Source organism: Allobosea sp. (genome assembly GCF_017308075.1).
In the GTDB taxonomy this organism is placed as follows: domain Bacteria; phylum Pseudomonadota; class Alphaproteobacteria; order Rhizobiales; family Beijerinckiaceae; genus Allobosea.
Window position 1 is genome coordinate 58,083 of the sequence record NZ_JAFKFX010000031.1, and the last position, 20,885, is coordinate 78,967.

Genomic DNA, 20,885 nt, shown 5'->3' on the forward strand with positions numbered 1-20,885 from the left:
GGGGCGGACGCAGTCTTGCTCTACCCTCTCGGCCCGGTCAGGCCGGCGGGCCGCGATGAGGTGTCCATTTAGGCCGAGCAGGTCGCCATGCCTCCTTCCACCGGAGGATCAGCGACCGAACGGACGCGCGGCGATCTAGCGGCGCAGCGCGCCGATGGTCTCGGCGTTCGGGCAATAGGCCTGGTAGCTGAGCTCCGCTTCTTCGCGGTCGAGCTCGCGGCGGCAGCGGCGCGCGCTGTCGCAGCCGGCGCAGACACGCGCCATGTCGCGCATGACCGCCGGCTGCTGCCGACTTACCCGATCGGCGTCGAGCCCGATGCTGGCGAGAAGGCGCGGCAGCAAGGCGCCATCGGCCGGGCTGCGCGAAACGAGATTGTAGAGATCGGCCTGCTGCAGGGCGACGTCGCCGGCGAGCTCGCGCAAGCCGTCGCTGCCGAGCCCATCGAGTTCGCGCAAGCTAGAATGGCGCTGCCGCCAGCGCTGGGCGAGTCCGGAAAGATGCATGGTTTCCTCCTCTTGGAGCCCAGCATTCACCAGCTGACGGTGCGGAACATTGTTCTGGCTCAAATCGGGATGCGATCGCCCGGCCCGCTTCCGCGCCGGCGCCGGGTGCTTCATTGCATTTGCACTCGATCAAAGAAGGGTGCCGCGGCGTGGGGTAAGAGCGATCAAACAGACGAGGTTCCGGAGCTTTTCGATGCAGGGCGCGCACTATGCGGATGAGCGGCTTCCGCGCTACACGAGCTATCCGACCGCGCCGCATTTCAGCGCCGGGATCGACGCCGCAACCTATGCCGGCTGGCTGAAGGCGCTGCCGGCGGGAACGACGACCTCGCTCTATCTGCACGTTCCCTTCTGCCGCTCGATGTGCTGGTATTGCGGCTGCCACACCACGGTCGCGCTCCGCGACGGCCCGATCGTCGACTATCTCGCCGTGCTACGCAGCGAGATCGCTCTGGTCGCGGCGCAGCGTTCCGCTCCGCTCGACGTGCGCCATATCCATTTCGGCGGCGGCACCCCGACGATCATCGAGCCGGAGGAGTTCGTCGGGCTCGTTGCGCTGCTGCGGCAGCATTTTGCCGTTCACCCGCAGGCGGAGATCGCCGTCGAGATCGATCCGCGCCGGCTCGGGCCCGGCATGACCGCGGCGCTCGCCGCGGCGGGCGTCAATCGCGCCAGCCTCGGGGTTCAGAGCTTCGATCCGGCGGTGCAGAAGGCGATCAACCGCATCCAGAGCGTCGAGCAGACCGCAAGTGTCGTCTCGGGCCTGCGTCGTGCCGGCATCGAGGAGGTCAGTTTCGACCTGATCTACGGGCTGCCGAAGCAGACGCTCCAGTCCTGCCGCGACACAGTGGAACAGTGCCTCGCCATGCGGCCGGACCGGTTCTCGATCTTCGGCTACGCCCATGTCCCGGAGTTCAAGAAGCATCAGCGCCGGATCGCTGTCGAGGATCTGCCTGACGGACGGGCGCGGCACGAGCAGGCCGAGGCGATGGCGCAAAAGCTCGTCGCCGCCGGCTATGTCCGAATCGGGCTCGACCATTTCGCCCGGCCGACGGATGCGATGGCGCAGGCTCTGGCGCAGGGGCGGCTGCATCGCAATTTCCAGGGCTACACCACGGATCGCTGCGAGGCGCTGATCGGCTTCGGCGCTTCGGCGATCGGGCGCCTGCCGCAGGGCTTCATTCAGAACGAGGTGGTGATAGGGCGCTATGCCGAGCGCGTCGCCGATGGCGCGCTGCCGACGGGCAAGGGCTATCGGCTGACCGCGGAAGATCGGTTGCGCGCCGCGCTGATCGAGCGGGTGATGTGCGATCTCGCCGTCGATATCGATGCGGTCTGTGACCAGCATCCCGTCGACCGCGGGGTCCTGGCTACGTCGCTCGCCAAGCTCGAGGACCTGTCGCGGGACGGGCTGATCCGTTTCGACGGCAGCCGGGTGCTGCTGCCCGAGGATGCGCGCCTGTTCGTCCGCAAGGTCGCCGCGGCCTTCGACGCGCATCTCGACCAGTCGCCGCGCCAATTCAGCCGGGCGGTCTGAGCAGCAAGCGCCGGAGCCTGTGGGTCTGCGCCGCTCGTCCGGGACGAGCGGCGTTGGCGACAGCCGGAATCCAGGTTGCAGGAATTCGCTTCAGGTCTTTGAGATAAAACAGAGTTTCAGAAGCGATTTTGCCTCGGTCAGGCCACCTCTGCGGGCAGGTGGCACACTCGCCCAGCCGCACAATCCATCATCAGGAGCCGGAAGCCTGCGATGGCGTCCGGCATTCTGCCGTGCTTCGTCGGACATGATGGTGCAGGCTGAACCTCGGATGCTCTCGACAATCCGCCAGCGGCGGAGTGCCCGGCTCAGAGGTCGACCAGCACCCAGAGCACGACGGCGTCGGTCGGGCCCGAGGAGGTCCAGGTGTGCTCGGTGCTCGCGTCGTAATAGACCGAGTCGCCCTTGTTGAGTTCGAGCGGCTCGTAGAGCGCGCTGTGCACGATCAGCGTCCCTTCCAGGACCATCACGAAGATCTCGGCCTCCGACTTGGCCCAGGCCGGATAATCGTCCGGCGAGCGTGCCGTCACCGTCGTCAGGATCGGCGTGGCGCGCTTGTTCTTGAGGTCGGCGCACAGCAGCATGTTGTTGCAGGTCACCGTCGCATGGCGGCTTCCGGCGCCGGCCCGCGTCACGCTGCGCCGGCCCCGGAAGGCGCCAGGATCGTTGTCCTGATCATCGAGCAGGGAGACCAGTTCGATGCCGAGCCCTTGGGCGATGCGCTGCATCGTCGAGATGGTCGGCGAAAGCTCGTTGCGCTCGATCTTCGAGAAGGCCGAAGCCGAGACACCGGTCAGCCGGCTCGCATCCTGCAGGGTCAGCTGCCGACGCTTGCGCACCTTCAGCAGGCGCGCGCCAATGTCGAGATGGCCCCGCGCATCTTCGGAATCGTGATCGGCGGGGCGGCCTGCGCCGCGGGCCGTGTCGTCCCGGTCGAGCGACGAGATTTCCGGCATCCTGATCTCCTTGGCGCGGCCGCGAGGCGCAACGCCTCTCGCCCGGACTGTCATAGCGAGCAGCATAGGGCATGGAAAGCGCTTGATCCATAATGCTCCACAAAATGTCGTATAGTGGATTTTTCTATCTTAGTGTTGACATTGGTCGAATGGTGGACGAGCGTTGGCTTGGCTGACGAGCCGGCAAACCGAAGCGGGATGCTCCGTCTGCGGGCACGCTCCGGCTTGAATCCGGTTGGCGGCTAGACAAGGGAAACGCTTGATGACGCTTACGAAAGACCAGTTGAACGGCCTCTATACGGCCATCGTCACCCCGCTTGCCGAGGATGGGTCTGTCGACGTCAAGGCCCTGAAGAAGCTGGTGCGCTTCCAGCTCGATGCTGGCGCAGCCGGCATCGTGCCGATCGGCGGCACCGGCGAATACCCCGCTTTCTCGCGCGACGAACGCCGTACCATCGTCGCGACCTGCGTCGAGGCTGCCGAGGGCAAGCCGGTGATCCCGGGCGTGCTTTCGACCGGCTTCGAGGATGCGCTGGAAGCCGGCCGCGACTTCGCGGCCGTGGGCGCGGCCGCGGTGATGACGGTCACCCCCTATTATGCGCCCGGCACCCAGGACGGCATGCGCGCCTATTTCCGGCGCTACCGGGATTCGCTCGACCTGCCGGTCATGCTCTACCAGATCCCGCGCCGCACCACCGTCTCCGCCTTCGCCGACACGGTTCAGGCGATGGCGGAGGACGGCTCGATCATCGGCATGAAGTACTCGTCCTATGACATGCCGGACTATATCCGCACGGTGAAATACGCCGGCGACAAGATCGCGATTCTCAGCGGCGAGGAGCCCCTGTTCGCGACCCATGTCGCGCTCGGCGCCCGCGGCGGCGTGCTGGCCTCGGCGACGATCTATCCGAAGATCTGGATCGAGATCTTCGAGCTCGCCAAGCAGGGCAAGCTGAATGAGGCGCTGAAGCTCCAGGACAAGATCGATCCGGTCATCGATTCGATCTATGTCGAGACCAATCCCGGCCCGTTGAAGCGCTACATGGCGCTGGCCGGCATGCCGGTCGGCGGTGTCCGCCTGCCGCTTCAGGGGCCGAGCGCCGAGACGATCGCCAAGCTCGAGACCGCCGCCAAACAGGCGAAATCGGTCAGCCTCGCCTGAACGAAGGGAACCGCATCGTGCTCGATCGGCTGCGCGATATCGTTGGCGACAAGGGGCTCATCGCCGATCCCGGCGATATGGCCCCCTGGCTGACCGATTGGCGCGAGAGGCGCAAGGGCAGGGCGCTCTGCGTCGTCGCCCCGGCCTCTACGGCCGAGGTCGCAGCCGTGATGCGGCTCTGCGCCGAGGAGGGCCAGCCGGTCTTCCCGGTCGGCGGCAATACCGGGCTCTGTTTCGGCGCGGTGCCGGAGAGCGGCCACGCGGACAGGCCGGGCATCGTCCTGTCGCTGCGCCGGATGAACAAGATCCGCGCCATCGACCGCGCCGGCAATGTCGCGACCGTCGATGCCGGCGTCGTGCTCGGCGACCTGCATGCCGCTGCGGCGGAAGCGGGCCGTCAGTTCCCGCTCCATCTCGGCAGCGAGGGCAGCGCCCAGATCGGCGGGCTGATCTCGACCAATGCCGGTGGCACCGGCGTCGTCCGCTACGGGCCGATGCGCGATCTCGTCGCCGGGCTGGAGGTCGTCCTTGCCGATGGCCGCGTGCTCGACGATCTCGCGGCCCTGCGCAAGGACAATACCGGCTATATGCTGCGGCACCTGTTCATCGGTGCCGAAGGAACGCTCGGCATCATCACCGGCGCGGCGCTGCGGCTGCACCCGCAGACCCCGAATACCGCCCACGCCTGGGTCTCGGTGGCCGATCCAGCCGCTGCGGGCGCTCTTCTCGCCGCCATGCAGGATCGGGCAGGCAGCGCGATCCAGGCCTTCGAACTGGTCTCTGCCTCGCAGTTCGAGCTTGTGGTTCGCCATGTCGAGCGCATCCGCATTCCCTTCGATGCCATTCCGGCCTGGTCGGTGCTGATCGAGCTCGGCAGCGAGGATGGCTCGACCGGCCTTAGCGCCATTCTCGAAGAGGTCCTCGGCGACTGCCTGGAAAAGGGCACGGTGGTCGATGCGGTCGTCGCGACCTCGCAGCAGCAGGCCGGCGAGTTCTGGCATGTCCGCCACTCGGTCTCTGAGGCCAACAAGAAGGAGGGCATCGGCGTCGTCCACGACGTCGCCGTGCGGACCTCCGACGTCGCAGGCTTCATCGCGGCCGCCGATGTGGTTGCCGCCGCGCGCTATCCGCAGGCTGTGACCCAGGTGGTCTGCCATCTTGGCGACGGCAATGTGCACTACATCCTGATGTTCCAGCGCGCCTTTTGGGCGAGCCTGCCGGACACGGAGGCCTTCGCGCTCGAAGTCGAGCAGGCGGTGCATGACGTGGCGGCGCGCTTCCGCGGCACCTTCAGCGCCGAGCACGGCGTCGGCCGCAAGCTGACCGAGGAACTCGAACGCCTCGCCGACCCGTTGCGCTACGAGCTGATGGGCAAGGTCAAGGCACTGTTCGATCCGCACAATCTGATGAATCCCGGTGTCCTCCTTCCGGCGAAGGCCGGGTGAGGGTGCCGCAAGCAAATCCGCCAGCGCTCCTGCCGGAGCGCGGGACGGCCTACCCGCCGACACAGGCGGGATCGCGCTCCAACGACCTTGGAGCACTATTCCAATCGGGAGAGACGACATGACGACACGCAGGGATCTCGCCGGGCTGCTCGGTGCCGGCGCCGTTGCGGCAACGGCGCTGACCCTGGCTTCGAAGGAAGCCAGCGCGCAGGCGGCCACCACCAACACCTTCGAGCGCATCCTCAGCTCCAAGAAGCTCCGGATGGGCGCCGTCGCCGCCGGCCAGCCCTGGACCTTCAAGGACCGTGCGACCGGCAAATGGGGTGGGCAGTTCATCGACATCGGCACGGCGCTTGCCGCCGACATGGATGTGCAGCTGGAGATCGTCGAGACGACCTGGGGCAATGCCGTCCTCGATATCCAGGCCGACAAGATCGACATCATGTTCGGCATGAACCTGACGCCGAAGCGCGCTTTGGTGGTCGACTACACCTCCACGGTCTATGACAGTGCGCTCGTCGTCATCGCCCGGCCCGGCTTCGAGCCGAAGATGTGGGCCGATCTCAACGACCCCAAGATCAAGATCTCGGTCGATGTCGGCTCGGCGCACGACCATGTCGCCGCCCGGCTCTGCCCGAAGGCGCAGATCGTCCGCTTCAAGTCGCTGGAGGAGGCGACCCTCGCGCTCCGCAGCGGTCGCGTCGACGCCCAGAGCATCTTCTGGATGGGTGGCGTACGCGCCGTGAAGCGCGATCCCGGGCTCGGCAAGGTCATCGTGCCGCAGCCGATGTTCGGCTCGACCTCGAACGCGATCGTGCGCCGCGAGACCGACAAGACCTGGCGCGATTTCGCCTCGGCCTGGATCACCTATTCGCGCGGCCTCGGCCTGATCCGCGAAGCGGTGGTGAACAGTCTCGCCCAGGTCGACCTGACGCTGGACGACATCCCGCCGGGCGTCACCTTCTGAGTGTGGGACAGGGTCTCCGGCCTAGTGCCGGGGACCCTTTTCCGGTTCCACCGGTTCCTGCGGCCTGGTCGCCGGGCAGGCTTGCGAGAGGAAAATCATGTATACGTGGCGTTTCGATGCCGTCTGGGGCTATCGCGATCTGTTCCTGACCGGAACCGCGGTCACCATCGGCCTGACCATCGCAGTCGTCATTCTCGGCCTGGTGGTCGGGCTCGTCGCCGGTCTCGCGCAATTGTCGCGTTCGCCGACGCTGCGCTGGCTGTCCTGGCTCTATATCGAGATGTTCCGGCTGACGCCGCTGCTCGTGCTGCTGCTCTGGTTCTATTACGCACTGCCGATGCTGACGGGCATCAAGATCGACGCGCTGACCGCGGCCGTCGTGACGCTCTCGCTCTATGGCGGCTCTTTCTATGCCGAGGTCATCCGGGGCGGCATCGTCTCGATCGAGGCCGGGCAAAGCGAGGCGGGGCTCGCGCTGGGCATGACGCCCGGCAAGGTGATGCGCCGCATCGTCCTGCCGCAGGCGATCAAGCGGATGATCCCGCCGCTGATGAATCAGTCGATCATCCAGTTCAAGAACACCTCGCTGGTCTCGGTTCTGGCGGTGCCGGATCTGCTCTATCAGGGCCAGATCGTCGCGATGGAGACCTATCGCGCCCTCGAGGTCTACAGCGTGATCGCCGCGATCTATTTCGTCGTCCTGCTGCCGGCGACCGTGATCGTCAAGCGCGCCGAAAAGCGCCTGTCGCAGAGCAATTGAGGCAGAGATGACCACCAGCAAGATCGAAATCTCGGGCCTGCGCAAACAGTTCGGCGATCTCGTCGTCCTGCGTGACATCAACCTCAAGGTGGACGCCGGCGCGGTCATCGCGCTGATCGGGCCCTCGGGCTCCGGCAAGTCCACCTTGCTGCGTTGCCTCAACCTGCTCGTCATCCCCGAAGGCGGGCGCATCCGCATCGGCGACGATGCCTTCGCCTTCGATGGCGGCGCCAAGCTGCCGGGCGTGCGCGAGCAGGCGCGCTTCCGCTCCAACACCGGCATGGTGTTCCAGCATTTCAACCTGTTTCCGCACATGACGGTGCTCCAGAACGTCATGGAGGGGCCGCTCTCGGTGAAGAACATGCCGAAGGCGGAGGCCGATGCGCTCGCCCGCCGGCTGCTCGACAAGGTCGGGCTCAGCGACAAGGTCGACGTCTTCCCGAACAAGCTCTCCGGCGGCCAGAAGCAGCGCGTCGCGATCGCTCGCGCGCTGGCGATGGAGCCTTCGGTGATGCTCTTCGACGAGGCGACCTCGGCGCTCGACCCCGAACTCGTCGGCGAGGTTCTCGGTGTCATGCGGGCTCTCGCAGCCGAGGGCATGACCATGATCATCGTCACCCATGAGATCGGCTTCGCCCGCGAGGTCGCCGACCGCCTCGTCTTCATGCGTGACGGCGTGATCGTCGAGGAAGGGCCGGCGCGCGAGGTCATCGACAGCCCGAAGGAGGAGGCGACCCGCGCCTTCCTCAGCCATTTCCACAATCGCGGCTGAACCCTGAAAGCAGGACGATGACGGCTTCTTCCGGCTCGCATGTCGCCGTCATCGGGGGCGGCATCGTCGGCCTCGCCGCGGCTTTGGAGATCCAGAGCTCCGGCCATCGGGTGACCCTGATCGAGCCCGCAGAGCCGGGCGGCCGGCAGGCGGCCTCCTATGGCAATGGCTGCTGGCTCAACCCCGGCGCGATCATGCCGATCTCGCTGCCCGGGCTCTGGCGCAAGGTGCCGGGTTTCCTGCTCGATTCGACCGGTCCCTTCGTCATCCGTTGGCGCGACCTGCCACGGCTGGCCGGCTGGCTGCGCGATTTCGTGCTCGCCGGCCGCAATTGGGATCTGGTCGAGGCCTGCGCCCGCACCCGTTTCGAACTCTGCCGGACTGCCGTCGATGAGCATGTAGCACTCGCGGCGGAGGCCGGGGTTCCCGAGCTGATCCGGCGGGAAGGCGTCATGTATGTCTATCTCGACCGCTCGGAATTCCTGGCCGAGGAACGCGTCTGGCGGATGCGGCGCGAATTCGGCGTTCCCTTCAGCGAGGTCGGGGAAGAGGAGCTGCGCCGGATCCAGCCGGAGCTGGCGCCGCGCTATCGTTTCGGTGCCCGGCTCGATGGCGGCGCCTATGTCGTCGACCCCGGTGCCTATTGCCGCGCGCTGGAGCAACTCCTCCTGCGTCGGGGTGGCAAGCGCATCGTCGCGCGCGCCACGGGCTTCGAATTCGCGGCGGGGCAGCTCAGCGCGGTGCGGTCGCAGGCCGGCCCGATCTCCTGCGACAAGGCGGTGATTGCTGCCGGCATCGGCTCCCGCGAGCTGGCCCGTCAGGCGGGCGACCGCGTACCGCTGATCTCGGAGCGCGGCTATCACGTCGTCCTGCCTGAGCCGGGTTTCGACATCCCTTGCGGCCTGATGCCCTCCGACGGGCTGATGGCGGTGGTTGCGACCTCCAAAGGGCTCCGGCTCGCCGGCCAGGTCGAGCTCGCCGCAATCTCGGCGCCGCCGGATTGGCGCCGCACCGAGATCCTGCTCGGCTTCGCCCGCAAGATGTTTCCGCAATTGGAGATCGACGAGAGCCGGCTCGACCGCTGGATGGGGCATCGCCCGTCGACGCCCGATGGTCTGCCCTGTATCGGGGTCTCCTCCGGCAGTGCCGACATCTTCCATTGCTTCGGACATGCCCATACGGGATTGATCCAGGCGCCGACCTCGGCCCGCCTGCTCGCGGCGCTGCTCGACGGCCGCGCGCCTCCCTTCGACCCGGTGCCGTTCTCGGCAGGAAGGTTTCGCTGATGAGCGACGGTCTGCTCTATCTTTCGCGCCGCGAGGTTCGTGCACTCGGCATCTCGCCCGGCGAGGTTCGCGAATCCGTGCTCCAGGCCTTCCGCGACCATGCCGCCGGGCTGAACCGCAGTCTGCCGAAGAAATCGCTCGATCTCGGCCCGGGCCATGGTTTCCAGGCGATGTCGGCGGCTTCCGAGCCGGAAGCGATCGCGACCGTCAAATGGGTGGCGATGGCGCCGGTGGCGCCGGGCAGCACGGCACCCGGCATCAGCGCCCTGATCTGCGTCAGCGACTATGCGACCGGCCTGCCGCTTGCTGTACTGGACGGCGACGAGATCACCCTGATCCGCACCGCCGCGATGTCGGCCGCCGCGGCGTCCTATCTCGCCCCGGCCGAGCCGCTCACCATCGGTTTCGTCGGCTGCGGCCTGCAGGCCCATGCCCATCTCGACGCCTTCCTCGATCTCTATCCCGGCCTCAAGACGGTGCTGGCGCTGAGCCGCAGCCGCGCCTCGGCCGAGCGTCTGGCCGAAGCCGCGGCGGCGCGCGGGCTTGCAACCGAGATCGTCGCGGAGGCCGATGACCTCCTTGCGCGCTCCGACATCGTCATCTCGATGGTTCCGGGCGCTCCCGGCCTGAAGCCCTTCCTCGATGCCGGACGCATGCCGGCCTCGTCCTTCGCTTCGGCGGTCGATATCGGCCGCAGCTGGCGCCCGCAGACACTGCCCGCCTTCGACTTCCTGGCGACCGATAGCCTCGCCCAGTCGACCGCGCCCTATGACGTCAATTCCCAGCCGGTCGAGACTGTCCGCTTCCAGGACGACCTGATCCAGATCGCGGCGCGCAGTGCCGGGCCGGCCGGGCAGGGGCGCCGGATGTTCTGCTTCCGCGGCTTCGCTCTGGCCGATCTCGCTCTGGCCGGACTGGTCGTCCGTAAGGCGCGCGCAGCCGGTGCAGGGACGAGACTCGAACGATGATCCTGACCGGCCTGGACGCCATCCTCAATGTCGAGGATGCGCGGCGCGCGGCCCGCCGGCGCCTGCCGCGTGGGCTGTTCGAATATGTCGACCGTGGCGCCGAGGACGAGAACGCGATCGGCGGCAACCGGCGCGATCTCGATGCGGTGAAGCTCGCGCCCTCCGTACTTGTCGACGTCTCCCAGCGCACTCAGGAAGCCGAGGTTCTCGGCCGCAAGCAGTCGAGCCCGCTGGTCATCGCGCCGACGGCGGTCGCCGGCCTGGTCTGGCGCGACGGCGAGATCGCTCTGGCGCGGGCGGCGGCCGCGGCCGGCATCCCGTTCTGTGTCTCGACCCAGTCGATCACCTCGATCGAGCGCATCGCCGCCGAATCCGGGGCCGAACTCTGGTTCCAGCTCTATGTCTGGAAGAACCGCGAGCGCACTTTGGCGCTGCTCGACCGGGCCTGGGCGGCGGGTGCGCGCACTCTGGTGCTGACAGTCGACACCGCGGTCGGCCCCAATCGCGAATACAATCTGCGCAACGGCTTCGGCATTCCGCTCAAGCCCTCGCTGCGGGCCGGCATCGACCTCGCGCTGCATCCGCGCTGGACCTGCGAGGTTCTGTTGCGCTCGCTCATCGCCTCCGGCGTGCCGACCTATGCGCATTATCCGGACGAGTTCCGGACCCAGCTCGGCCGCGTCTCGCTCTCTGACGAGATGTCTCTCGCGACCGACGTGACCTGGGAGGATGTCGCGCTGCTGCGGAAGCGCTGGCAGGGCAAGCTCGTGCTCAAGGGCGTGCTGCGCGTCGACGACGCCCGCAAGGCGGCCGAACATGGCGCGGACGCCATCGTCGTCTCCAACCATGGCGCCCGCAATCTCGATTGCGCACCGGGGCCGGTCGAGGTCCTGCCTGCCATCGTCGATGCTGTCGGGGACCGCCTCGCCATCCTCGCCGATAGCGGTGTCCGGCGCGGCGCCGACATCGCTCGCTTCCTGGCGCTCGGCGCATCGGGCGTATTGATCGGCCGGGCGACGCTCTACGGCGTGGCGATTGCCGGCGAGGCCGGCGCGCGCCGGGTGCTCGACCTGCTGCGCAACGAGCTCTCCATCACCATGGGCATGCTCGGGGTACGCTCGCTCTCCGAGTTGCCGGGCTGCCTCGCACCGCTTCCGGCTGGGCAAGCACCGCGGCAGGCTGCGATCAAGGCCGGGGCGGCGACCTAGAGCTGGGATTCGATCGGCAGCAGCCCGATGGCGAGGGCGGTGAGACGCCGTCCGAGGCTCGCGCCCGGCTCCGAGCGCAGTTGCTGTGGAACTGCGTCCTTCGCATCGTTCCAGACGAGGCGGCTGCCTTCGAGCGCAACCTGATAGCTGCATTCCGGGGCGGTCTGTGCCAGGAATATCGTCCGCATCTGCGCGACCAGCCGTGGATCATTGAAGATCACGCCCATTTCGGTGTTGAGCGAAGCCGAGCGCGGGTCGAAATTGAACGAGCCGACGAAGCCGGTCGCGGCATCGACCGTGAACGCCTTGGTGTGCAGGCTCGCGCCGCGCGAGCCGAACAGCGAAGGGCCGTCGCGGATGTTCTCGGGCCGCAGCTCGTACAGGGCGACGCCGCTTTCGAGCAGCGGCTTGCGATATCTGGCGTAGGCGCCGTGGACGGCGACGACATCGGTCGCCGCGAGGGAATTCGTGAGTACGGAAACCTTGATCCCGCGCCGGGCCATGGCCGCGAAGGCGGCGGTTCCTTTCCTGCCCGGAATGAAATAGGGCGAGGTGATGTTGAGCTCGTGCCGAGCGGTGGAGAGAGAGGCGAGCAGGCGCTCCGCCAGCCAGCCGGTGCCGCGTGGGTCCCAGGCTTTCGCCGGCGGGTCGGAGACGACGTCCACATCGGCGCTCCAGAGCAGGGAGCGGCCCGCCTCGGGCAGCACGTTCGCCTCCTTCCGCTCGGCGAGATTGGTCAGGAATGGCGTGGCGTTGAGCAGGCGCCGCGCAGGCCGCCTGGCCTGGCTCGCGAGCTTGCGGCGCAGCTTCGAGCGGCTCAGCGAGCAGAGCGGGATCACCATCGGGCTGTTCCAGAAATCGTCGAAGATTCGCTCGGTCTGCGGCACGGCCTCGCCGACCAAAAGCATGTCGAGATCGTGGAAGTTGGCGGTGCTGGACGCGTCGAAATAGGCATCGCCGATATTGCGCCCGCCGATGATGGCGATCCGGCCATCGGCGATCCAGGCCTTGTTGTGCATCCGCCGCGTCGCCCTGAAGGCGCGCAGCGCCAGCTCGATGCCGCGCCGCAGGGAATTGGAGCGGTTGCGGCTCGGATTGAACAGCCGGACTTCGATATTGGGGTGGCGGTCGAGCCCGAGATAGCTCGCATCGTCACCGCGCGTGTTGATGTCGTCGATCAGCAGGCGCACCCGCACGCCGCGGTCGGCGGCGGCAATGACCTCGCGGGCGAGCAGGCCGCCGGTCAGGTCGTCGAGCCAGTAGTAATATTGCAGGTCGAGGCTGCGGCCGGCATTGCGCGCAGCGAAGGCGCGCACGGCGAAAGCCTGGAGGTTGTCGGCGACCAGGAGCAGGCCGCTTCTGCCGGGTTGTTGGCGCAGCAGCGGCGCCACGGCGCGGTCGAGCGCAGTTTCCGCCTCTTCGACGGGCAGGGCCCGGGTCGGCCGGCCGCGGGCACGCCTGCCGAAGCGGCCATAGGAATAGATCGCGAGCAGCGAGCACAGGGCGAAGCAGACGACCCCGATCAGTGCGATCTCGAAAATGTGCATTCCCGCCTGCCGCTTTGCCTCTTCCATCATAACGAGCTATCGCCGATGTCGTTCAATCTTTCACGGGGCGACCGAACCTTTGCCATGTTTGACGCATTGATCTCCTGCCGCCCTGCTGCGATTCCGGCACGGCAGTTGCTTGCCGCCCGCTATGGAGATCGATGACGTCATGCAGGATACGGAGTTTCGCGGCCTGGCCCGGATCCGCCGGCTGCGCCCCGTGCGGATTTCGACCTGGAGCCGCGATCGCACCGGCAAGTCGCCTCCGGGCAAGCCGCCGCGCAGCACCGATCTCCTGATCGCGTCCTACAACATCCACAAGGCGGTGGGCCGCGACCGGCGCTTCGATCCGGCGCGCATCGTCGACGTGATCGACGAGATCGGCGCCGACATCATCGCGTTGCAGGAGGCCGACCAGCGCTTTGGCGAGCGCGCCGGCCTGCTCGACCTCGAGGCGTTGAAGCGGCGCACCGGCCTGATCGCGGCGCCCGTGCAGGGGCGCGGCCATGGCTGGCACGGCAATGTCGTGCTGTTCCGCCCCGGCATCGTCACGGCGACGCGCGAGATCGTGCTGCCCGGCGTCGAGCCGCGCGGCGCGCTGATCGTCGACCTTTCGCTGCCGCGAGGCGACGTCCGCATTATCGGCGCCCATCTCGGCTTGCTGCGCCATTCGCGCTCGCGCCAGATCGAGACGCTGATCGGTGCCGCCAAGCCGACCGATGGCCGTCCGGTGTTCCTGATGGGCGACTTCAACGAGTGGCGGGTCGGGCGGCGCTCGGCCCTGCAGGGGCTCGCCCCGAAATTCGGTCCGCTCCAGGCCGCCATCCCGAGCTTTCCGGCGCGCTTTCCGTTGCTGGCGCTCGATCGTATCGTCGCCTATCCGGCCGATCTGGTGGCCAGTGTCGAGCTGCACGATTCACCGCTGGCGCGGATCGCTTCCGATCATCTGCCGATCAAGGCCCAGGTTCATTTGCTGTCGGAGGATCGCTCGCCGCATTGAGGCGAAGGCGGCGGCACGACAGCGCGTTCATGACGGGCGCAAAATCGCCGCGCGTCCGTTCGGACGCGGTCACGGCGATCTATCTTTTTATTGTCGCATCGGAGTTTTCCGAAAAGTGGATTCCACTTCTCGGTCCGGTGCTATAGCGGCGGCGCAACTGCTCGATCTCGTCGCCATCCGCGCCCCGCGTCCAGCGCAGGAAGGCCGACAGGCGCAACAGGCCTCGCTTCGTCAGGTACAGCACGGCATACATCGCGGGTCTCCAGGCGGCGACAGGCCTAGGATAGCATCGCGGTGTTCTCTGCGTTGTTGACGCAGCGCAAAATCGCTCCGGGCAATCCCCGCGAACACCTGGCCCGGAGCCGAGGCGCCTCCTGATCATTCGCGCTCGGCCCTTGCGGGTCAATGAAGCCGGTTTCCAAAGATCGGCGCGAGGCTGGAAGAACGCTCTCCCGAGAGGCAGGGCTCGGGAAGAGAATGCTGGCCGCGCCCCTGGGATGGGGCGCGGCGGCAATAATGGCTGGCGGGTTCGCCTCAGACGGCCGCCTTCTTGATCGCGTCGAGCGTTTCGCTGCCGTATTTGCCGACGAACTCCTTCTCGACCTCGGCGGTGACGATCTTGGCGAAGGAGTCGCGATCCGGCGTCTCGACCGCCTGCATGCCGGCCTTCTTGAGGGCTGCGAGGCTCGAACCCTCGGTGTCCTCGTTCATCTGGCGCTGAATGGCGGCGATCTCGACGGCGATCGCGGGCAGCATCGCCTGGATATCGGCCGGCATCGCGTCGAACTTCGTCTTGTTCATCACGACAGGGCCGGTGGTGAAGGCGTGCCGGGTCAGCGAGAGATGCTTCTGCACTTCGTTGAACTTCGCGTTCAGGATCAGCGTCACCGGGTTCTCCTGGCCGTCGACGGCGCCGGTCTCGAGCGCCGTGAACAGCTCGGTGAAGGCCATCGGCGTCGGCACTGCGCCGAGCAGCTGGAAGGCCTTGATATGGGCCGGGTTCGGCGTGGTGCGGATCTTCAGCCCCTTGATGTCGGCGGCGGTCGCGACCGGGCGGCGGTTGTTGGTCAGGTTGCGCCAGCCGATCTCCCAGGTCGCGAGCGCCTTGAGGTTCGAACCCTCGAGCTCCTTGCGCAGACCGTCGCCGATCGGGCCGTCCATCACGATCGCCGCATGCTTGCGGCTCTGGAAAAGGAAGGGCAGGTCGAGCACGTTGAGCTTGGGCGCGAGCCCGGTGAAGAACGGGTTGCCGGTCAGGCAGATGTCGAGCGAGCCGCCGCGCACCGCGCTGATCGTCTGCGCGTCGGAGCCGAGCGCGCCATTGGCGAAGACCTGGACCTCGTAGCGGCCCTGGCTCTTGGCCTTGACCTGCTCGGCGAAGAGCAGGGCGGCCTTGTGCCAGCTATCGGCCTCCGGATGCGGGTGGGCGAAGCGCAGCTTCGTGGTCTGCGCCAGGGCCGGGCGGCCGATAGCGAAGAGTGCGAGGCCGGCGCCGGCAAGGGCGGTCCTGCGGGTGATGGTCATGATGGCGTCCTCCTTGTTTGGTCTTGTGGCGTCTGGTCTCGTGGTCAGGCGGGGCGGGCGCCTCAGCGCCCGTAGAGCCATCGCGCCGGCACGGTGACGATCTCGGGCACGAGGATGAGCAGCAGCAGCACGGCGAATTGCGCGATCAGGAACGGCATCACCCCGCGGATGACCTTGTCCATCGGCACGCGGCCGACGGCGCAGACGACGTTGAGCACCGTCCCGACCGGCGGGGTCAGCAGGCCGATGGCGTTGTTGATGATGAACATCACGCCGAAATAGACCGGGTCGATGCCGGCCTGCTTGACGATCGGCATCAGCACCGGAGTCAGGATCAGCACGGTCGGGATGAAGTCCAGCGCCGTGCCGACGATGATGACGAGGAACATCATCGCCAGCATCAGCAGTGTCTTCGACTCGATCAGCGGGCCGAGGATGCCGGAGACCTGGGCGGGAATGTCGGCTATGGTGATCAGCCAGGCCGAGACCATCGCCGCCGCGACGAGGAACATCACTGCGGCCGAGGTCTTCAGCGCCGAGAGCAGGGCCGGGCGCAGATCCTTGAGATGCAGCTCCCGATAGACGAAGCCGCCGACCGCCGCCGCATAGACCGCAGCCACGACGGCAGCCTCCGTCGGGGTGAAGACCCCGGCCCGCATGCCGCCGATGATCAGGAAGGGCAGGCCGAGCGCCCAGAGCCCATCCAGAACGGCATGGCCGACCTCGCGCAGGCTGGCGCGCTGCGTGCGCGCGGCCGGCTCGTCGCGCGCGACGATGTACCAGGTGAGGACGAGCGCCAGGCCCATCAGGATGCCGGGCACCAGACCGGCGATGAACAGCCGCGTGATCGAGACGCCGGCCGCGACGCCGAAGACGACGAAGCCGATCGAGGGCGGGATCACAGGCGCGATGATGCCGCCGGCCGAGATCAGCCCGGCGGCGCGCGGCAGGTTGTAGCCGGCCTGCCGCATCATCGGCAGCAGGATTGCGGCGAGGGCTGCGGTATCGGCGACCGCCGAGCCGGAAATGCTTGCCATCACCAGCGCCGCCAGCACCGCGACATAGCCGAGCCCGCCGCGGACATGGCCGACGATGGTCACCGCGAGCGCGATGATGCGGCGCGAGAGACCGCCGGCATTCATCAGCTCGCCTGCCAGCATGAAGAAAGGCACCGCCATCAGCGGGAAGGAATCGGCGCCTCCGACCAGGTTCTGTGCCAGGATCTGCGCGTCGAAGGTGTCGAGCTGCAGCATCAGCGCGACGCCGCAGACGAGCAAAGCGAGAGCAATCGGCATGCCCAGCGCCATGGCGCCGAGGAGCGAGCCCAGGAAAACGAAGACCGTCACCGCCGCTTCTCTTCAGCTTGCTGCGCCTCGAAGGCGCTGAGCTCTTCCGATTCCGCGCCGATGACGAGCTCGTCATCCGGCATCCGGCCACTCAGCAGGCGGGCCAGCGCGATCAGGTTGAGGGCCGCGATACCGATGCCGCCGGCGAGACCGGCGAAATAGACCACGGCAATGGGCACGCCGGTGACCGGCGCGTGATTGTCGAGATTGATCACCGCCTGCTGCCAGCAGCCGAGGATCAGCAGCGTCATGCACAGCAATGACAGCCCCTCGACCGCGAGCCGGCACCACCAGCGGCCATTGCGGCCGAGCATGTTGACGACCGTGGTCATGCCGAGATGCTGGCCGTCCTTGGCGACGAGGAAAGCGCCGCCGAAAGTCAGCCAGACGAAGATCATCCGGGAGACCTCCTCCGACATGATGATCCCGGAGTTGAAACCGTAGCGCAGCACGACATTGCCGAAGACCATCGCGATCATCACGACGAAGCCGGCAATCAGCAGGTTCTCCGTGAGCCTCAGCAGCGTGGCGCGCATTGGCATCAGCTCACTCCGGTCGTGGCTTCGGGCGCCAGGCGGTACCAGTGCGTGGCATTGTCGTGGAACAGCGCCAACCGCTCCGCCGGTGCCCGGTTCCTGGTCGCCGCCTTGAAGACGTCGTAGATCGTGCCGAAATCGGCGCAGAGCCCGTCGACAGGGAAATTGCTGGCGAAAGCGCAGCGTTCGACGCCGAAGGCCGAGATCACGCCCGCGATCACCGGGGCCTGCAGATCGAGCGTCCAGGCGCGGCCGGGCACGCCGATGCCGGAGATCTTGGCGACGACATTGGGCTGCCGCGCCAGCCGATCGAGCGCCGCCTGCCAGGCCGCGAGCCCCTCGGCGCTGCGGTCCGAGGGCAGGCCGGCATGGTTCAGGATGATCGTGGTGCCGGGGAAGTCGCGCGCGAGCTCGGCCGCCTCGTCGAGATGCCACCACGGTGTCTGCAGGTCGAAATGCAGGCCGGCCGGGGCGAGCCTTGCATAGCCGTCTCGCCATTTCGGGTCCCGCATCGAACCCGGGGCGCTGAAGCTCGCCTGATGCGCCTCGCGGCTCACTGCGGCCGGCTTGTGGCGGACGCTGCGCACGATCGGCATGTCGCGATAGGCGTCGGCCACCGCCGCGGCATCCTCCCGGTCGAGCCAGATCTGCGCGATCGCCGCGTCGGGAGCGCCGTGCTCTGCCGCGACCTCCGCCGTCCAGCGCATCTCGCCGACCGGGGCGCGCGAATCCCACTCGCCTTCCATCAGCACGCTGCCGAGGACGAGATGGCCGGCGGCGACGCGCCGATAGTGTTCCGGCAGGAAGTCGCGCCGGATCGCCGCGTAATCGCCGTAGCGGAAATTCGTCAGGATGTGGTCGCTCAGCCAGGGATGATGGTTCCGGCCGAGATCGAAGAAATGATGATGCGGATCGATGACCGGCAGGAGCGCGTCATCACCGGTCTCGAGGAAGCGGGCGCGTTGTTCGGGGGAGGCAATCGGCATCTGCTCAGTTTCCGCAGGCTGTTCGGGCGCGGCCTGACTGCGGGCCGGGCCGGTCGGAGGCCGGGACTGGGCACATATCGCGGTCTCCCCCGATGTTTCCTCGATGCTCTCGTCGCTTGAGCGATCGTTTGGCGGGCTATTCTGTATGCAGCATACAGCATAGCCTTAATTTTGTGTCAAACCGTTCCGGTCTTGAACAGCGCATCCTGCTCGCGCCGCAACTGCACCAGCGTCGTGGTCTCATCGAGCGCGATGTCGGCGCAGGTCAGCACCGCGCCGCGAGCCACCGGGCGCACCACCGGCCGGCCGGCTGTCAGGTAGTACGGCACCGGCTCGTCGGCTCCGAGCGGACGTGCGGCTTGCAGCAGCGGCTCGAGCCCGCCGATGACATGGCGATAGCCCATGGTCAGCGTCTCGCCGGGGACGAGGTCGCGGCTGGCGCGCGCCACGAGATCGACCCGCGGCAGCACCTCGGCGCCGCCGGTCGACTGGCCGAGCAGCGCAGCCGACAGCACAGACATCGGCGCCTCGGCCCCGAGGAGGTGGACCGGGTTGTGCACCAGCACATAGCGGCCATCGGGCGAGCAGGGGATGCCCTTGCCGGCGAACAGCGCGCCGGTCGCCAGATCGGGCGCCTCGGCGATGACGAAGACGCCGCCGGCGAAGGAGAGCTCGTCGGGCCGGCGCAGGCAGTTGAACATGTCGACCTTGCCACGCCCGGAGAGCAGGCCGCCTTCGGCTGCCGGCCGGAACAGGCTCGGCAATTCGGTCGTACGCGCGATCGGCGCATGCATCTCGGCGATGTCAGGCATCAGCCCGGTGTGGTTGGCGACGATACCCATCTCGCAGAGATCGGGCACGGTGGCGCGCGGGAAGGGCAGTTTGGCGCGCTCCGCCAGCAGCGGCAGCGGGTCGCTGCCGAGGCGGCCGAAGGCCGCGGCGAAATCCTTGGCCTCGGCCGGGGTTTCCCAGGCGGTGACCGTGCCGGCCTCCGGATCCCAGACGAAATCCGACTCGCTCGACTTGCCGGCCGCGACGATCGGCAGGCCGAGCATGCGCGCCCAGCCGATCAGGCCGATCAGCAGGCTCGGCTGGTCGCCGTCGACTGGAGTGTGCACGACCCCTTTCGCCTTGGCGCGATGCGCCAGGATCGGTCCGATGATGCACTCCGCCTCCTTGGTCACCATGACGCAGTGGCGGCCGTTCTCGATCGCGGCGAGAGCGACGCGGGCGGCGCCTTCCGGATCGCCGGTCGCCTCGACCACCAGGTCGACGGCCAGGCTGGCGAGATGGTCGGAATTGTCGATCAGCGCGACGAGGCCGCGGTCGAGGGCGCTCTTCGCCTCGGCGGCATTGCGGCAGTCGGCGAGGTCGCTCTCATTGAAGCCGCCGGCGAGGGCGGCCTTGCGGGCGCGGCCGAGATCGAGGTCGCAGACTACGCGCGGGGCGATATGTGCCGTGCGGCGGGCCTGGCCGATGAAGCTCGCGCCGAACTCGCCCGCACCGACGAGGGCGGCCGAAACGACACGCCCGGCGGCATCCGGCCGGAGCGCGAAGAAGTTCTCGATGTTCAAGGTCTTGGACTTTCAGTTCGGGATTGAAGCGGGCCGCGTCAGACCGGCAGGCCTTCGATGGCGTAGAAGCGCGCCGGCGCGCCGTCGGCGTTCGGGATCAGCAATGGCGCTGCCGAGAACAGGTTGCGCGGCGCGCTGAGGCGGCTGGTGTTGCAGACATATTCGATCAGCGTGACGCCGTGCGAGAGTAGGACGTGATGCGTCACATGCTCCGGCTTCGGCACTTCCTTGCCTTCGAGCAGCAGGCGGATCGGGTAGTCCTGCGGGAAGTCGAAGGCGACGGCGCTCGGCTTGCGCGCCGCCAGCCATTGCGCCGATTCCAGCGTCAGCCAGGGCGCTTCGGTCCAGAAGCTCTTGTCCTGATGGTCGCGGCGATCGTTCCAATGGGCGGCGAGCAGCAGGATCTCGCCCTCCTTGCCGCCGGGATCGGCCGCGGCGAGATGCTCCGGCTCGATCGGTGCATTGGCCGGACGGGCACTGAGGTCGAGCACACGGCAGGCGCCGACCACTTCGGAGAGCGGCGTCGCCTCGATCGTCGGCGCGCCGGCGACGAAATGCGCGGCGGCGTCGACATGCGAGAAGCCATGGCAGGGGCCGGCGATCTTCGAGACGCGGAACTGGTCGCCAGAGGCGATGTCGCCCTTGATCGAAAGCTCGACCGGCCAGCGGAAATGCGGTGCGATCGGCATGCTGAGGTCGATGATCTTCATGACAGGATCTCGCGGAGGTCGGGTCAGCCAGCGGGAGGCCGCGGGCGCGCTCTCGATAGATAGATGGCATCTTGCATGCAAGAAATTTTGACAGTCAAGC

At 67.5% G+C, this 20,885-nt stretch carries 19 protein-coding genes and 1 pseudogene; 10 read left to right on the top strand and 10 right to left on the bottom strand.

Translation table 11 applies throughout. The features are described from left to right. Window positions 1-135: 135 nt before the first annotated feature. Entirely contained in the window at window positions 136-504 is a 369-nt protein-coding gene (locus tag J0J10_RS13900; protein ID WP_291647095.1) for a DUF6455 family protein, read from the bottom strand. 193 nt (window positions 505-697) lie between these two features. Here J0J10_RS13900 and hemN point away from each other — a divergent pair, with 193 nt between their 5' ends. Further along, window positions 698-2,041, top strand: coding sequence for an oxygen-independent coproporphyrinogen III oxidase (gene hemN, locus J0J10_RS13905; protein WP_291647096.1), 1,344 nt, complete (start codon window positions 698-700; stop codon window positions 2,039-2,041). 305 nt (window positions 2,042-2,346) lie between these two features. Here hemN and J0J10_RS13910 read toward each other — a convergent pair whose 3' ends face one another. Beyond that, complete coding sequence (locus tag J0J10_RS13910; RefSeq protein ID WP_291647097.1) at window positions 2,347-2,994, bottom strand: helix-turn-helix domain-containing protein; 648 nt, start codon at window positions 2,992-2,994, stop codon at window positions 2,347-2,349. Between the two features lie 262 nt (window positions 2,995-3,256). Between J0J10_RS13910 and dapA the strand changes: the two genes are divergently transcribed. The 8 genes from dapA to J0J10_RS13950 all read left to right on the top strand — a co-directional run bounded on the left by dapA (window position 3,257) and on the right by J0J10_RS13950 (window position 11,562). After that, on the top strand, window positions 3,257-4,156 hold the full coding sequence (dapA, locus tag J0J10_RS13915) for a 4-hydroxy-tetrahydrodipicolinate synthase (protein ID WP_291637803.1): 900 nt from the start codon (window positions 3,257-3,259) through the stop codon (window positions 4,154-4,156). Window positions 4,157-4,173: 17 nt separating this feature from the next. Then, a complete protein-coding gene (locus J0J10_RS13920; RefSeq protein ID WP_291647098.1) occupies window positions 4,174-5,601 on the top strand; it encodes an FAD-binding oxidoreductase in 1,428 nt (475 codons plus the stop codon). Between the two features lie 118 nt (window positions 5,602-5,719). After that, window positions 5,720-6,568, top strand: coding sequence for a transporter substrate-binding domain-containing protein (locus tag J0J10_RS13925; RefSeq protein WP_291637799.1), 849 nt, complete (start codon window positions 5,720-5,722; stop codon window positions 6,566-6,568). Between the two features lie 97 nt (window positions 6,569-6,665). Next, a complete protein-coding gene (locus J0J10_RS13930) occupies window positions 6,666-7,328 on the top strand; it encodes an amino acid ABC transporter permease (protein ID WP_291637797.1) in 663 nt (220 codons plus the stop codon). Between the two features lie 7 nt (window positions 7,329-7,335). Then, window positions 7,336-8,100, top strand: coding sequence for an amino acid ABC transporter ATP-binding protein (locus J0J10_RS13935; protein WP_291647099.1), 765 nt, complete (start codon window positions 7,336-7,338; stop codon window positions 8,098-8,100). A 17-nt stretch (window positions 8,101-8,117) separates the two neighbouring features. Next, the gene (locus tag J0J10_RS13940) at window positions 8,118-9,386 is read left to right on the top strand and encodes an NAD(P)/FAD-dependent oxidoreductase (protein WP_291647100.1); all 1,269 of its coding nucleotides are present in this window, start codon (window positions 8,118-8,120) and stop codon (window positions 9,384-9,386) included. Then, complete coding sequence (locus tag J0J10_RS13945) at window positions 9,386-10,354, top strand: ornithine cyclodeaminase family protein (protein ID WP_291647101.1); 969 nt, start codon at window positions 9,386-9,388, stop codon at window positions 10,352-10,354. The genes J0J10_RS13940 and J0J10_RS13945 overlap by 1 nt, the downstream gene beginning before the upstream one ends. Beyond that, entirely contained in the window at window positions 10,351-11,562 is a 1,212-nt protein-coding gene (locus J0J10_RS13950; protein WP_291647102.1) for an alpha-hydroxy acid oxidase, read from the top strand. Before J0J10_RS13945 ends, J0J10_RS13950 begins: the two co-directional genes overlap by 4 nt. Here the strand turns inward: J0J10_RS13950 and J0J10_RS13955 are convergent. Next, window positions 11,559-13,109 carry a phospholipase D family protein gene (locus tag J0J10_RS13955; protein WP_291647103.1) on the bottom strand — a complete coding sequence of 517 codons (1,551 nt, stop codon included), beginning with the start codon at window positions 13,107-13,109 and terminating at the stop codon, window positions 11,559-11,561. The two genes, J0J10_RS13950 and J0J10_RS13955, sit on opposite strands and share 4 nt — an antisense overlap. Before the next feature lie 169 nt (window positions 13,110-13,278). On the opposite strand from J0J10_RS13955, the gene J0J10_RS13960 reads away from it, so the two are divergent. Further along, on the top strand, window positions 13,279-14,109 hold the full coding sequence (locus J0J10_RS13960) for an endonuclease/exonuclease/phosphatase family protein (RefSeq protein ID WP_291647104.1): 831 nt from the start codon (window positions 13,279-13,281) through the stop codon (window positions 14,107-14,109). A gap of 79 nt (window positions 14,110-14,188) precedes the next feature. Here J0J10_RS13960 and J0J10_RS13965 read toward each other — a convergent pair whose 3' ends face one another. The 7 genes and pseudogenes from J0J10_RS13965 to J0J10_RS13995 all read right to left on the bottom strand — a co-directional run bounded on the left by J0J10_RS13965 (window position 14,189) and on the right by J0J10_RS13995 (window position 20,785). Continuing rightward, on the bottom strand, window positions 14,189-14,362 hold the full coding sequence (locus tag J0J10_RS13965) for a hypothetical protein (protein WP_291647105.1): 174 nt from the start codon (window positions 14,360-14,362) through the stop codon (window positions 14,189-14,191). Between the two features lie 281 nt (window positions 14,363-14,643). Next, window positions 14,644-15,633, bottom strand: a complete 990-nt coding sequence (locus tag J0J10_RS13970; protein WP_291647106.1) for a TRAP transporter substrate-binding protein — start codon at window positions 15,631-15,633, stop codon at window positions 14,644-14,646. 149 nt (window positions 15,634-15,782) lie between these two features. After that, window positions 15,783-16,940: pseudogene (locus tag J0J10_RS13975) on the bottom strand (TRAP transporter large permease subunit); the annotation flags it as partial. Between the two features lie 35 nt (window positions 16,941-16,975). Beyond that, the gene (locus J0J10_RS13980; protein ID WP_291647108.1) at window positions 16,976-17,521 is read right to left on the bottom strand and encodes a TRAP transporter small permease; all 546 of its coding nucleotides are present in this window, start codon (window positions 17,519-17,521) and stop codon (window positions 16,976-16,978) included. Further along, window positions 17,521-18,501, bottom strand: a complete 981-nt coding sequence (locus J0J10_RS13985) for an amidohydrolase family protein (RefSeq protein ID WP_291647109.1) — start codon at window positions 18,499-18,501, stop codon at window positions 17,521-17,523. Before J0J10_RS13985 ends, J0J10_RS13980 begins: the two co-directional genes overlap by 1 nt. A gap of 176 nt (window positions 18,502-18,677) precedes the next feature. After that, the gene (locus tag J0J10_RS13990; RefSeq protein WP_291637765.1) at window positions 18,678-20,075 is read right to left on the bottom strand and encodes an NAD(P)H-dependent oxidoreductase; all 1,398 of its coding nucleotides are present in this window, start codon (window positions 20,073-20,075) and stop codon (window positions 18,678-18,680) included. A gap of 38 nt (window positions 20,076-20,113) precedes the next feature. Beyond that, a complete protein-coding gene (locus tag J0J10_RS13995; RefSeq protein ID WP_291647110.1) occupies window positions 20,114-20,785 on the bottom strand; it encodes a cyclase family protein in 672 nt (223 codons plus the stop codon). Window positions 20,786-20,885 lie beyond the last annotated feature (100 nt).